Genomic DNA, 12,428 nt, shown 5'->3' on the forward strand with positions numbered 1-12,428 from the left:
CGCCAAGTTCGACCGTGACGCCCTGCTGTTCACGCTGTCGCAGACCCTCTCCGAGACCAAAGGTGCCGCATGACCGCCAACCTGCCGGCAAAGAAGACCAAGTTCGACGACTTCTCGGTCAATGCGAACGAAGATTTCGTCACCATGATGATCTCGGACCAGTTGTTCGGGATCCCGGTGCTCCAGGTTCAGGACGTGCTCGGCAACCAGCGGATCACCCGTATCCCGCTGGCGCCGCCGGAAGTAGCGGGTTCGCTGAACCTGCGCGGCCGGATCGTCACGGCGATCGACGTCCGCCTGCGGCTCGGCCTTCCGGCCCGGCCCAAGGAAAAGCCGGGCATGAGCATCGTGGTCGATCTCCGGGGTGAGCTTTACAGCCTGATGGTCGATGGCGTCGGCGAGGTGCTGAGCCTGTCGTCGGACGATTTCGAGCGCAACCCGTCAACCCTGGATGTCCGGTGGCGCGAGCTATCGACCGGCATCTACCGCCTGAACGGGACGCTGCTGGTGGTGCTGGACGTGTCCCGGCTGTTGAATTTCGCCAATCTGGAGGCCGTGTAGTCCTGGGACGACGCTCCGGTGGGGACCTAGTTTCCCGCCGGTGCGTCGCTCAGTACAAGCACCCAGAACCTGCGCCCTAGCCGAGGTCTCGTATGAAATCCTGTCTTGTCGTCGATGACAGCCGCGTTGTCCGCAAGGTGGCGCGAAAGATCCTGGAGGAGCTGCACTTCACCTGTTCCGAGGCCGAGGACGGCAAGCAGGCGATGGAAGCCTGTGCGCGGGAAATGCCGAACGCGGTCCTGCTGGATTGGAACATGCCCGTCATGAACGGGATCGACTTCCTCCGGCGGTTGCGCAAGATGTCCGGCGGCGATCAGCCGAAGGTCGTCTTCTGCACCACCGAGAACGATCTGGCCCACATTCAGGAAGCGCTGAGCGCCGGGGCTAACGAGTACATCATGAAGCCCTTCGACAGCGATATCATCCAGACCAAATTCGCCCAGATCGGCTTGATCTGAGGCCCGGAGGAGCATGAGCGAAATTCCGGGCAAAGCCGCCGTCAAGGCGGTGGGTGTGGACGACCCCCATCGGGTGATGGTGGTCGATGACAGTGCGGTCATCCGTGGACTGCTTTCTCGCGCGCTGGAAGGCGACCCTGAACTGCGCGTCGTGGCGTCGGTCGGCGACGGCCAGATGGCGCTCAACGCGCTTTCCCGTCAGGGCATCGACGTCATCGTGCTCGACATCGAGATGCCGGTGATGGACGGGCTGACCGCCATCCCCAAGCTGGTCGCGATCGATCCGGCGGTAAAGATCATCATGGCGTCGACGCTGACCCTGCGCGGCGCCGAGGTCAGCATGAAGGCGCTCCAGTCCGGAGCGGCCGACTACGTGACCAAGCCGTCCTCGACGCGTGAACTGGGGGCTGCCGACACGTTCAAGCGGGAACTGGTCAGCAAGGTCAAGGCGCTGGCGATCGCCGCCCGGCGGGCCGGATCGCGCAACCGGCCCGGCCTTCGGAACGAGCGGCTCCCGGCGCCGCTGAGCGCCTTCCCGCGCCCGCGATCGATGGACCCGGCGGCGGTGGTTCTCCGGCCCATGCCGGCGGTGCCGCCCGTGCCCGACATCATCGCGATCGGCAGCTCGACCGGCGGACCGCAGGCCCTGTTCGAGGTGCTGTCGCACCTGAAGGGCGGCATCCGCCAGCCGATCCTGATCACCCAGCACATGCCAGCCACCTTCACCACGATCCTGGCCGAACACATCACGCGGCAATGCGGCATCCCCTGCTCCGAGGCCAAGGACGGCGAGGCGCTGGTGGGGGGACGCATATATCTGGCTCCGGGCGACTTCCACATGGTGCTGGCGACCAAGGGGACCGGCACGGTGCTGTCGGTCAACAAGGAGCCGCCGGAGAACTTCTGCCGCCCGGCGGTCGATCCCATGATGCGCAGCATCGCCAAGATATTCGGCAAGCGCGCGCTTGCCATCATCCTGACCGGCATGGGCCAGGACGGCATGCGCGGCTGCACCGAACTGGTGGCGGCCGGCGGCCTGACGATCGCCCAGGACGAAGCTTCCAGCGTCGTCTGGGGAATGCCCGGCGCCGTGGCCACGGCGGGACTATGCAGCGCCGTTATGCCTTTGCGTGAAATCGGACCCTTTATCCGCAAGATTGCTTTGAGGACCGCAGCATGAAGGTCGAAGACTTCGACATGTTCAGCGTTCTGCTGAAACAGCGCTCCGGCCTCGTGCTGTCGCGGGACAAGGCCTATCTGCTCGAGTCGCGGCTGATGCCGGTCGCGCGCAAGTGGAACATGAAGGGCCTCGACGAGCTGGCCGTTGCGATCCGCACGCGGCGCGAGGAAGCGCTGCTGCGCGACATCACCGAGGCGATGACGACCAACGAGTCGTCGTTCTTCCGCGACCAGAAGCCGTTCGAGCAGTTCAAGCAGGTCGTCCTGCCCAAGATGCTGGCGTGCCGCTCGGCACGCCGCTCGGTCCGCATCTGGTCGGCGGCCTGTTCCAGCGGCCAGGAAGCCTATTCGCTCTGCATGCTCCTGCTGGAGGAGGGCGCCAAGCTCGACGGCTGGCGGTTCGAGATCGTCGGCACCGACTTGTCCTCCGAGATGGTGGAGAAGTCCAAGGCCGGCATCTACACCCAGTTCGAGGTGCAGCGCGGCCTGCCGATCACCCATCTGGTCAAGTACTTCAAGCAGGTTGGCGACAAGTGGCAGGTCTCCGACAAGATCCGCCAGATGGTGAGCTTCCGGGAGTACAACCTGCTGACCGACCTGACGCCGCTCGGCCAGTTCGACGTCGTGTTCTGCCGCAACGTGCTGATCTATTTCGATCAGCCGACCAAGGGCAAGGTCCTGGACAGCATCGCCAAGCTGATGCCGGCGGATGGCGTGCTCTATTTGGGCGGCGCCGAAACCGTCCTCGGCATTACCGAGCGCTTCAAGCCGATGGACAATCAGCGCGGTCTTTACGTGGTCAATCCTCCGGCGGGCGCTCAGGCGGCCAGGGCAGTGGCGAGCTGACGTGAAGTTGTTGGGCCACGGCTCAACCTGCGGGTATCGTCACTCGTAGGTTGGGCCGTGCCTAGGTTGGGCCGTGGCCCAACATCAAACTCCCGCATGAACGACGAAAAGCCGGCGGCAGATACTTCTGCCGCCGGCTTTTCGTCGTTCATGAACTCACGGTCGCCGCAGGCTGGCGTCAGCCTGCGGCCTGTACCTTCTGCGGCGGCATGGCGTCTTCCTGGGGATCGCGCAGGACATAGCCCCGGCCCCAAACGGTCTCGATGTAGTTGTCGCCCTTGGTCGCCTGCGCCAGCTTCTTGCGCAGCTTGCAGACGAAGACGTCGATGATCTTCAGCTCCGGCTCGTCCATGCCGCCGTAGAGATGGTTCAGGAACATCTCCTTGGTCAGCGTGGTGCCCTTGCGCAGGCTCAGCAGTTCCAGGATGCCGTATTCCTTGCCGGTCAGGTGGAGCGGCGAGCTGTCCACTTCGACCGTGCGGGTATCCAGGTTGACGGTCAGCCGGCCGGTCCGGATCACGCTGTCGGAATGGCCTTTGCTGCGGCGGACGATGGCCTGGATGCGGGCGATCAGTTCGCGCTTGTCGAAGGGCTTGGTCAGATAGTCGTCGGCGCCGACGCCCAGGCCCTTGATCTTATGATCCAGTTCCGACAGACCGGACAGGATCAGGATCGGCGTGGTGACGCGGGCGGAGCGGAGACGGCGCAAGACCTCGTAGCCGTCTATATCCGGCAGCATCAGGTCCAGAATGATTATGTCGTAGTCATACAGCTTCCCGATCTCCAGCCCATCCTCACCGAGATCGGTGGAATCGACGATGAAGCCCTCGGAGTGCAGCATCAGTTCAATACTTTTTGCGACCGAGGAGTCGTCTTCGACCAGCAAAACCCTCATGGCGACATCCCGACGTTGATGGGGCAGGGCACAACCTGCCGAACCAGGTGATACTCATGTTAACAGACGATTCAGCTTAATGCTACCGTTAGCAAAGTTTACAGAAAGTTAATCATTCCCTCATATTGTAGCTTTTGCCGCATTTGCCGGTATTTCGCCCGTCTTCACGGTTAATACACGTATAGATATCTCACATCGTGAGCCTTGAGCAAAGCCACATAATTAACGAAATTGCACGCATACCGGAGTATAGATACTTCGGCCGCGTGACTGCTGTGCTCGGTCTACTCGTTGAAGTGGGGGGAGTTGAGCGGCTTCTGTCGATTGGCGGCCGCTGTACGATTATCGCCCGCGCCGGAAGGCGCGTGCCGTGCGAAGTGGTCGGGTTCCGCAATGGGCGCGCGCTTCTGATGCCGCTCGGCAACCTTGACGGCGTCGGTCTCGGTTGCAAGGCGGAAGTGTCGGATGGCCAGCCGGAGGTATTTCCGGACGAAAGCTGGCTCGGGCGCGTCGTCAATGCGCTCGGCGAACCGATCGACGGCAAGGGGCCGCTGCTCAACGGCAAGGTCGGCATCCCGATCCGCAACAACCCGCCGCCTGCCCATTCGCGCCGCCGCGTCGGCGGCAAGATCGACCTCGGCATCCGCGCGATGAACACCTTCCTGTCGTGCTGCCGCGGCCAGCGCATGGGCATCTTCGCCGGTTCCGGCGTCGGCAAGTCGGTGCTGATGTCGATGCTCGCCCGCTACATGTCGGTGGACGTCAACGTCATCGGCCTGATCGGCGAACGCGGCCGCGAAGTGCAGGAGTTCATCACCGAGGATCTGGGGGAGGACGGCATGGCGCGCAGCGTCGTCGTCGTCGCCACGTCGGACGAAGCGCCGCTGATGCGGCGGCAGTCGGCCTACATGACAATGTCGATCGCCGAATACTTCCGCGACCAGGGCAAGAACGTCATGTGCATGATGGACAGCGTGACCCGCTTCGCCATGGCGCAGCGGGAGATCGGGCTGTCCGCCGGCGAGCCGCCGACCACCAAGGGCTATCCGCCGACCACCTTCGCCGAACTGCCGCGCCTGCTGGAGCGCGCCGGCCCCGGCATCGGCGACGGCAACATCACCGGCCTCTTCACCGTGCTGGTGGACGGCGACGACCACAACGAACCGATCGCGGACGCCGTGCGCGGCATCCTGGACGGCCATATCGTGATGGAGCGTGCGATCGGCGAGCGCGGACGCTATCCCGCCATCAACATCCTGCGCAGCGTGTCGCGGACCATGCCGGGCTGCAACACGGACCAGGAGAACGCGCTGGTCGGCCGGGCGAGGCGGCTGCTGTCGGCCTACAACGACATGGCCGAGATGATCCGGCTGGGGGCCTATCGCCGGGGCAGCGATCCGCTGGTCGACGAGGCGATCGAGTACAATCCGGCGATCGAGGAATTCCTTAAACAGGGCAAGCGCGAGCGCACCGACATGGACACCGGCTACGCCAGATTGGCTGAGATCCTGAACGTAACCTGGCCATGAGCAGCGGCCTGCATACCCTGATCCGTCTCCACAAGTGGCGCCTGGACGAGAAACGCCGCGCCTTGGCCGAGTTGCAGGCGCTGGCCGACAAGCTGGCCCAGGACACCGCCCGCCTTGAGCGCGAGATCCTGGCCGAGCAGGAGATCGCCCGCAGTTCGCCGGAAGCCTCGTTCGGCTACGGCAACTTCGCCAAGCAGGCGATCGAGCGCCGCAAGCGGCTGGCCCAGTCGGTGGCCCAGGTCGAACACCAGATCGCCGAGGCGACCGAGGAAATGGCGGAGGCCTTCCAGGAGCTGAAACGGTACGAGCTGGCGCAGGAAGGCCGCGACCGCCGGGAAGACGCCAAGCGCAAGACTCGTGAAAACGCGGCGCTGGACGAAGTTGCCCTGAGCGGCTTCACCCGCCGCCGGGAACACTGATACCAGAAGCCGAAGAGTTCGACCGGCGGTCGGCAGTGTTGGGCCACACAGGTCGATATCTTCGGCCCCTGGTATGATAGCCGGCTTCAGGCGCTCATCCCGACGCGGCCCGACGGGCCGGGCTGGATCGCGACCCAGCCCTGCGTCCCCGCCTGGAACGATACCGCGCCGGCCATGCCGAGCGCTTCCAGGGAATCGTTGAACAGCCTGCCGATCTCGTGGCGCATATCGGGCAGCAGCGGCAAATGGGTGCGCAGGATCAGGTCGAAGCGGCGGGGGCGGATCAGGCCGTCGAGCTGAAGTTCGCCGATCCGGCTGAGCGTCAGGTCGATCAGGAAACGGTTGGCGCGGGCGCCGTGTCCGTCGGCGCCGCCGGCATCCTCGTCCACGTCATCGGCGCCGGGCTGGCGGACATGCATCAGGATGCGGTGCAGTTCGGTCCCGTCGGAGAAGGGGACCGAGTACGGCTTCCAGTCGCCCGGCGGGATGTCGGCCGCCTGCCGGGCAAGCTGCTTGAAGTCGTCGTCCAGCTTCTCCAGCAGATCGGCGCGGCCAAGCTTTTCCAGCGCCTTGGCGGCCTCCTCGCCCAGCCAGGCAAGGACGTCACCCTTCTTGACCGCACCCGTGAAGGCCAGCAGGGTGCCGGCCAGTCGCGCATTCGCTTGGGGCAGGACCGCGTTCGCCAGCGACCGCGTGCCCACGGGATCGGCTTTGGAGAGCACCTCCAGCGTTTCCCGCAGGACCGGCCAGTCCTGACCCCGCAGCGGGTCGAAGGGTTCGGCAGGGGCGGGCCGGACCGGCGGCAACCCGATCGCCACCTGAGTTCCATGGGGAAGCGGCGTTCTGGTGTTCAGCACCATGACGCCACGTTCCGTCGTCACGATCGGCTGTCCGGCACTGGTCGTTCCCGCGACCGTCGCCGCCAGGGTCGGGAGGGCGGGTGGCGCAATCGGAGCCGCCGCCGGCGGCGGTGCCGGTTGCGGGCTGGATGGGATCTGCGATGCCTGGGGAGGCGCCGGACCCTGCGGCGGACTTTGCTGCGGCGGCAGAGCGACCACGCGCACCTCGACGGCGGTTCCAGCCTTCAGAACCGGCATCTGCTGAGCCGCTGGCTGAGGGATTGCCGGAGCCGGGGCCGTTGGAACGGGAGCAGCGGGCGGTGGGGCCGGCTGGGCCGCAGGTACCGGCTGGCCCGCAGGTGGCGGTGGTGCAGGAGCAGCCGGTACCGGCGTGGGGCTTGATGGCGGCACTTGAGGCGTCGGCTGTGGCTTGGCCTGCTGTGGCGCCGGCTGGGCGGACTGCGGGCGCGTCGGCGCTTCCTGCCGGTCTACCGGCACCGGAGACGTGCTGGCCGGAGCGGGAGCCGGAGTCGATGGCGCTGGCGGCTGACCGACGGTTTGGCCGACAGGTGGTTGACCGATGGGCTGACCGGCCGCTTGAGCGACCGGAGCCTGCGGAACAGGCGGCATGGGACTTGAAGCAGGCGCGGCAGGCATGACAGGCGCTTTGGGCACAGGCGGAGCAATCGGCAGTGCTGGCGGCGGTGCCGGCGCGGGCGCTGGTGGAGGACTGGTCGATGCCACCGTCGCCGCTATGACCGTGCCTACCGCCACCGGTGCGGGCGCCGCCGTGGCGGGCATCCCCGGCATGGGCGGGGGCGTACGGGAAGCGGCTAAGGGCACCTGCGCCGGCGGCACCGCCATGGACGGCAGCGGCGATGGAGCCGGCGGTGGCGCTGGCGGCGGTGCCGGTGGTTGCTGTGGTGTCTGCGGCGGGCCGACCATGAACACCAAGGCCTTCAGCGGCGGATTGCCCGGCGGGATCTGGAGCGTCACCTGACGGTCCTGCGGCAGCGGCGTGGGCGTCTTCAGGCTGACCTCGCCCGCCTGGGTCCTGACCTTCACGCTGCCGTCGCCGCTCTGCTCGACCACGGTGCCGGACACGACGACGGTCCGGACAAGCTCCTTGAGCTTCTCCGGCAGTTTCTCGAGCGATGCTTCCCCGGCAGGTTCCGGAGGCGTCGCCGCCACGGTCCCGGCCGTGCCGGCGCTCGTGCCGGCAGTGCCCGCAGGCGTCGCCGGCGCCGGAGGCGGGACCGGTCCGGTCATGAGGGAACGGTCATTGCGGGCCGAACAGCTTAGCCGCCAGATTGCGGACGTCCGACGCAGCGTCGGAACTGGGAGAGCGCATCAGCAGCGGCGTCTGGTTGCGGATCGCGTCGCGCACCTTCTGGTCGCGCCGGACGATGCCGGCCAGCGGCGGCGCGAACTTCAGGAAGTTCTGGCACGCCTTCAGGATCGTCGAATACGTGCGCTCGCCCTCGCGCACGCTGCTGGCCATGTTGACGACCACGCGCAGGTCGGCATTGGGGTTGGTCGCATGCGTGACCTTGATGAAGGCATAGGCGTCGGTCAGCGACGTCGGCTCGTCCGTCGTTACCACCAGGGTGATCCCGGCCGGACCGGACAGCTGCCGCACAGTGCGGTCCACGCCGGCGCCCAGGTCGATCACGACGGCGTCGTAGCTGCGGGCGACCGTCATCAGGTCGTTCCGCAGCTCGTTGAGCCGCGCCACCGTCAGGTTGGCGAGGTTGCCCGATCCCGACCGGCCGGCAATGATGTCGAACCCGCCGTCGGTAAACCGCTCCGCCGCCGCCTGAAGCGAATAGCGGCCGTCGACCACGGCCCCCAGGTCGCGTTTCGGCATCAGTCCCAGCTGGATGTCGACGTTGGCGAGCCCCAGGTCGCCGTCGAACAGCAGGGCCTTGCGGCCCAGCTTGGTGAGCGCATGGGTAAGGGTGATCGAGAACCATGTCTTGCCGACACCGCCCTTACCGCTCGCCACCGCAATGACGTTATGGCCACGCAACTGGGTGATGTTGGCGGGGAAAACCGATGATACGTCGGTCATGAAAAAGTTCCCGTTTGCTTGGCTGTTCGTGCGGCGTGCTGCACGTGATTCGGTAGCAAGAGTCGTGCCAGAGATAATGAATTGAGGGGGCTCAGGCCTTCCGCTACCTGCGGAGTGGCGCTGATGTCGGAAAAGCTCAGGCGCGCTTCGTAGGCGATGGCCAGCAGGCTGCCCAGCCTGCGGGTCATGTCGAGCCGGGTCAGCAGCAGACGGCGGGCTCCAAGCTCCCGGAAGGAAGATCCTACCTCGGCAGCTTCTGCCGCGTCGCAGCCGGCCGGCAGGACCAGGACCGGTTCCAGGTCGGCGGCGTTCAGCAGGTCGCCGAGGTCGTTCATGTCGTCGGGGTCGAACGGGTTGCGCCCTGCGCTGTCGATCAGCACCTGCTCGACCCCGCGCTGAACGCTCAGCGCGTCGGCCAGGGCATCGGTATCCTCGACCGCCAGCAGCTTCAGCTTGAGCAGCTTGGTGAAGGCGGCGAGCTGGTCGATCCCGCCCGCCCGCGCGGTGTCGGTCGTAATCACCCCGACCTTGCGGCCGCTCAGTGTGGAGCGGGTGGCAAGCTTGGCGATGGTCAGCGTCTTGCCGGCGCCGGGAGGGCCTATCAGCATGAAGGGGCGGGGCGCGCGGCCCAGGGGAAGCGGCTGGAAGGTGAAGATGCTGTCGAGCGCCGCCGACAGTGCCGCCAGCGGGTCTTCGGTATCGTAGGTCGAGATCGTATTGAGCAGCCGGTCCGTGACCAGCGGCGGCGTGCCGTGGCGGGACAATGCGTCGCAGACCAGATCGACGACGTCCAGTTCCGGCTCGCGGCGATAGTGCCGGCCATGATCCCGGCCCTGGTCCCGGCCCTGGTCCCGGCCATCGTCCCTGCCTTGATCGTAACCGCCGTGGGACGGCTCCGGATCGTGGCTGGGCGGCGGCGGAAGCGGCGGCTCTTCCACATCGTCGATCGCGGCGGTCAGGCGGACGCCACCCTCCTCCTCGCGCGTCGCGACGATGATGGCGTCGTCGCCCAGGGCGTCGCGGACCAGCCGCATCGCCTCCACCATGGACGGAGCATGAAAGCTCTTGAGCCGCACCTTGTTCCTACCTTTCCTTATCCTGCGGCCGATCCTGCCAGATCATCATTGCCAGACCGTCAATTCCCGTGACTTAAGGCCCACGCCTTTAGTCACATAACTTTAGATTTGTCCTAAGGTACGGATCTTCGCCTTTGGGTGGATCTCGTTCTGCGACATCACGATGGTCGCCGGACGGAACCGTTCGATGATCGATCGCACATAGGGCCTGACCCCGGGGCTGGTCAGCAGCACCGGCGTCTCGCCCATCATCGCGTGCCGTTCGAAAGTCTGGCGCACATTGGTGATGAATTGCTGAAGGCGCGACGGCGCCATGGAAAGCTGCCGGTCGTCGCCGTCGCCGACGATCGATTCCGCGAAGGCCTGCTCCCAGTCCGGCGACAGGGTGATCAGTGGGATGAACCCGGCCTCGTTGGTGTTGGACTCCGATATCTGGCGGGCCAGCCGGGTCCTGACATGCTCGGTGATCGCCGTGATGTTGCGGGTGAAGCCGCAGGCTTCCGACACGCCTTCCAGGATGGTCCCCAAGTCGCGGATCGAGACGCGCTCGCCCAGCAGGTTCTGGAGCACGCGCTGAAGGCCGCCCATGGTGATCTGGCCCGGAATGACGTCGGCCACCAGCTTCTGGCTCTCGCGCCCGATCTCGTCCAGCAGCTTCTGCGTCTCCGCGTAGGAGAGCAGGTCGGGCATGTTGTCCTTGATGACTTCCGTCAGGTGCGTCGTGATGACCGTGCAGGCATCGACCACGGTCAGGCCCTTGAACAGGGCCTCCTCGCGGTAGCCCTGCTCGATCCACATGGCGGGCAGGCCGAAGGTCGGCTCCACCGTGGCCTCGCCGGGCAGCGAGATCGCCTCGCCGCGCGGGTCCATCACCAGCAGCATGTTGGGCCGGATGTCGCCCCGTCCCGACTCGATCTCCTTGATCCGCACGACATAGGTGTTGGGCGGAAGCTGAAGGTTGTCCTGGATGCGGACCGACGGCAGCACGAACCCGACTTCGCCGGCAAGCTGGCGGCGCAGGCCCTTGATCTGGTCGGTCAGGCGGAAGCCTTCGTTGGCGGTGTTGATCAGCGTCAGCAGGGCGTAGCCCAGCTCCAGCCGGACCGAGTCGATCGACAGCGCGGTGCCGATCGGTTCGTCGGCGACGGGGGCGGGCAGTGCCTCCTCCATCGCCAGTTCGGCGTCTTCCTTCGATTTCTTCTCGCGCACCTTCGGCAGGTAATAGGCTGCGAAGCCGGTGGCCCCGGCCAGCGCCATGAACGGGATGAACGGCATGCCCGGCAGCATGCCGAGCGCGAACAGCATGGCCGACGACAGCCCCAGCGCCGTCGGATAGCCGCTGAGCTGGCCGAACAGCGCCTTGTCGGCCGATCCGGAAACGCCGGCCTTGGACACCAGCAGACCGGCGGCGACCGAGATGATCAGGGCCGGGATCTGCGACACCAGGCCGTCGCCGATGGTCAGCCGGGTATAGGTGTCGGCGGCGACCATGAACGGCAGGTCGTTCTGCGCGATGCCGATGATCATGCCGGCGATCACGTTGATGAAGGTGATCATCAGGCCGGCCGAGGCGTCGCCCCGCACGAACTTGGACGCACCGTCCATCGAGCCGAAGAACGCGCTTTCCTCTTCCAGTTCCTTGCGGCGGCGCCGCGCCTCCGGCTCGTCGATCATGCCGGCCGACAGGTCGGCGTCGATCGCCATCTGCTTGCCGGGCATGGCGTCCAGGGTGAAGCGCGCCGCCACTTCCGCGATGCGGCCCGACCCCTTGGTGATGACGACGAAGTTGACGATGGTCAGGATCGCGAAGACGATCACGCCGATGACGAAGTTTCCGCCCATGACGAAGCCGGCGAAGGCTTCGATCACGGCGCCCGCCGCGTCGGGACCTTCGTGGCCATGGGCCAGGATCAGGCGTGTCGATGCCAGATTGAGCGACAGGCGCAATAGCGTCGTGATCAGCAGGATGGTCGGGAAGGAACTAATCTCCAGCGGTTTCTGGATGAACAGAACCGTCATCAGGATCAGCACCGACATCGTCATCGACAGCGCCAGAAGGATATCCAGCAGGAACGACGGCATCGGCAGGATCATGACCACCAGGATCGAGACCAGCCCGATCGCCAGCACGATGTCGCCGCGCGCCAGCATCGTCTTGGCGGTGCTGAACAGCTCCGCCGCGTTGAAGTTTCCGGCGCCGGTCTGATCGCTCATGGCACGTTCTTCCTGTCGGCGTACTTAACGATGCCGCATCCGTTCACGACGCGAACCTCTCCACATCGCCCGGCGGCGGGACGGCGACGCCTTCCTCGCTGTACTGCTTCAGCTTGTTGCGCAGGGTCCTGATCGAGATGCCCAGGATGTTGGCGGCGTGGGTCCGGTTGCCGACGCAGTGGTGCAGCGTGTCGATGATCAGGTCGCGCTCCACGGCGGCCACCGTGCGGCCGACCAGTCCGGTCAGGCTGCCCGGCAATCCGGCCGCGGCGGGCGCGCTGGCGGGCGGCGGGGCAGGGGCCATGATCCTGCCGCCGCCATAGGCCGCGTATCCGGCCGCG

The 12,428-nt window shown here is 66.0% G+C and carries 12 protein-coding genes; 6 read left to right on the forward strand and 6 right to left on the reverse strand.

The genetic code is table 11. The features are described 5' to 3' along the window. Window positions 1-69: 69 nt before the first annotated feature. From N826_RS36800 to N826_RS36815, 4 genes are all read left to right on the forward strand, one after another. Window positions 70-561, forward strand: coding sequence for a chemotaxis protein CheW (locus N826_RS36800; protein WP_044437405.1), 492 nt, complete (start codon window positions 70-72; stop codon window positions 559-561). 92 nt (window positions 562-653) lie between these two features. Further along, window positions 654-1,019, forward strand: a complete 366-nt coding sequence (locus N826_RS36805) for a response regulator (protein ID WP_044437407.1) — start codon at window positions 654-656, stop codon at window positions 1,017-1,019. A 13-nt stretch (window positions 1,020-1,032) separates the two neighbouring features. After that, window positions 1,033-2,199: a protein-glutamate methylesterase/protein-glutamine glutaminase gene (locus tag N826_RS36810; protein WP_044437409.1), complete on the forward strand. Its 1,167-nt coding sequence runs from the start codon at window positions 1,033-1,035 to the stop codon at window positions 2,197-2,199. Further along, complete coding sequence (locus tag N826_RS36815) at window positions 2,196-3,044, forward strand: CheR family methyltransferase (protein ID WP_044437411.1); 849 nt, start codon at window positions 2,196-2,198, stop codon at window positions 3,042-3,044. Before N826_RS36810 ends, N826_RS36815 begins: the two co-directional genes overlap by 4 nt. 178 nt (window positions 3,045-3,222) lie before the next feature. Here N826_RS36815 and ctrA read toward each other — a convergent pair whose 3' ends face one another. After that, complete coding sequence (gene ctrA / locus N826_RS36820) at window positions 3,223-3,939, reverse strand: response regulator transcription factor CtrA (protein WP_044437413.1); 717 nt, start codon at window positions 3,937-3,939, stop codon at window positions 3,223-3,225. Between the two features lie 218 nt (window positions 3,940-4,157). Between ctrA and fliI the strand changes: the two genes are divergently transcribed. Beyond that, the gene (fliI, locus tag N826_RS36825) at window positions 4,158-5,468 is read left to right on the forward strand and encodes a flagellar protein export ATPase FliI (protein ID WP_373866653.1); all 1,311 of its coding nucleotides are present in this window, start codon (window positions 4,158-4,160) and stop codon (window positions 5,466-5,468) included. Continuing rightward, complete coding sequence (locus N826_RS36830) at window positions 5,465-5,887, forward strand: flagellar FliJ family protein (RefSeq protein ID WP_044437417.1); 423 nt, start codon at window positions 5,465-5,467, stop codon at window positions 5,885-5,887. Before fliI ends, N826_RS36830 begins: the two co-directional genes overlap by 4 nt. A gap of 86 nt (window positions 5,888-5,973) precedes the next feature. On the opposite strand, the gene N826_RS43920 is transcribed toward N826_RS36830, so the two are convergent. The 5 genes from N826_RS43920 to N826_RS36865 all read right to left on the reverse strand — a co-directional run. After that, the gene (locus N826_RS43920; protein ID WP_147041195.1) at window positions 5,974-7,995 is read right to left on the reverse strand and encodes a hypothetical protein; all 2,022 of its coding nucleotides are present in this window, start codon (window positions 7,993-7,995) and stop codon (window positions 5,974-5,976) included. A 10-nt stretch (window positions 7,996-8,005) separates the two neighbouring features. Next, window positions 8,006-8,797 carry a MinD/ParA family protein gene (locus N826_RS36850; RefSeq protein WP_044437425.1) on the reverse strand — a complete coding sequence of 264 codons (792 nt, stop codon included), beginning with the start codon at window positions 8,795-8,797 and terminating at the stop codon, window positions 8,006-8,008. Next, window positions 8,794-9,873, reverse strand: coding sequence for a flagellar biosynthesis protein FlhF (locus N826_RS36855; RefSeq protein ID WP_044437427.1), 1,080 nt, complete (start codon window positions 9,871-9,873; stop codon window positions 8,794-8,796). The genes N826_RS36850 and N826_RS36855 overlap by 4 nt, the downstream gene beginning before the upstream one ends. A gap of 102 nt (window positions 9,874-9,975) precedes the next feature. Beyond that, on the reverse strand, window positions 9,976-12,024 hold the full coding sequence (gene flhA, locus N826_RS36860) for a flagellar biosynthesis protein FlhA (RefSeq protein WP_373866654.1): 2,049 nt from the start codon (window positions 12,022-12,024) through the stop codon (window positions 9,976-9,978). Between the two features lie 106 nt (window positions 12,025-12,130). Then, a partial coding sequence (locus N826_RS36865; RefSeq protein WP_044437429.1) for a helix-turn-helix domain-containing protein occupies window positions 12,131-12,428 on the reverse strand: 298 nt, incomplete at its 5' end.

The organism is Skermanella aerolata KACC 11604, from assembly GCF_000936425.1.
In the GTDB taxonomy this organism is placed as follows: Bacteria; Pseudomonadota; Alphaproteobacteria; order Azospirillales; family Azospirillaceae; genus Skermanella; species Skermanella aerolata.

Excerpts from the sequence above, each read along its gene's own strand:
- N826_RS36800 (WP_044437405.1), top strand. The coding sequence starts at position 70 with ATGACCGCCAACCTGCCGGCAAAGAAGACCAAGTTCGACGACTTCTCG.
- N826_RS36805 (WP_044437407.1), top strand. The coding sequence starts at position 654 with ATGAAATCCTGTCTTGTCGTCGATGACAGCCGCGTTGTCCGCAAGGTG.
- N826_RS36810 (WP_044437409.1), top strand. The coding sequence starts at position 1,033 with ATGAGCGAAATTCCGGGCAAAGCCGCCGTCAAGGCGGTGGGTGTGGAC.
- N826_RS36815 (WP_044437411.1), top strand. The coding sequence starts at position 2,196 with ATGAAGGTCGAAGACTTCGACATGTTCAGCGTTCTGCTGAAACAGCGC.
- ctrA (WP_044437413.1), bottom strand. The coding sequence starts at position 3,939 with ATGAGGGTTTTGCTGGTCGAAGACGACTCCTCGGTCGCAAAAAGTATT.
- N826_RS36830 (WP_044437417.1), top strand. The coding sequence starts at position 5,465 with ATGAGCAGCGGCCTGCATACCCTGATCCGTCTCCACAAGTGGCGCCTG.
- N826_RS43920 (WP_147041195.1), bottom strand. The coding sequence starts at position 7,995 with ATGACCGGACCGGTCCCGCCTCCGGCGCCGGCGACGCCTGCGGGCACT.
- N826_RS36850 (WP_044437425.1), bottom strand. The coding sequence starts at position 8,797 with ATGACCGACGTATCATCGGTTTTCCCCGCCAACATCACCCAGTTGCGT.
- flhA (WP_373866654.1), bottom strand. The coding sequence starts at position 12,024 with ATGCTGGCGCGCGGCGACATCGTGCTGGCGATCGGGCTGGTCTCGATC.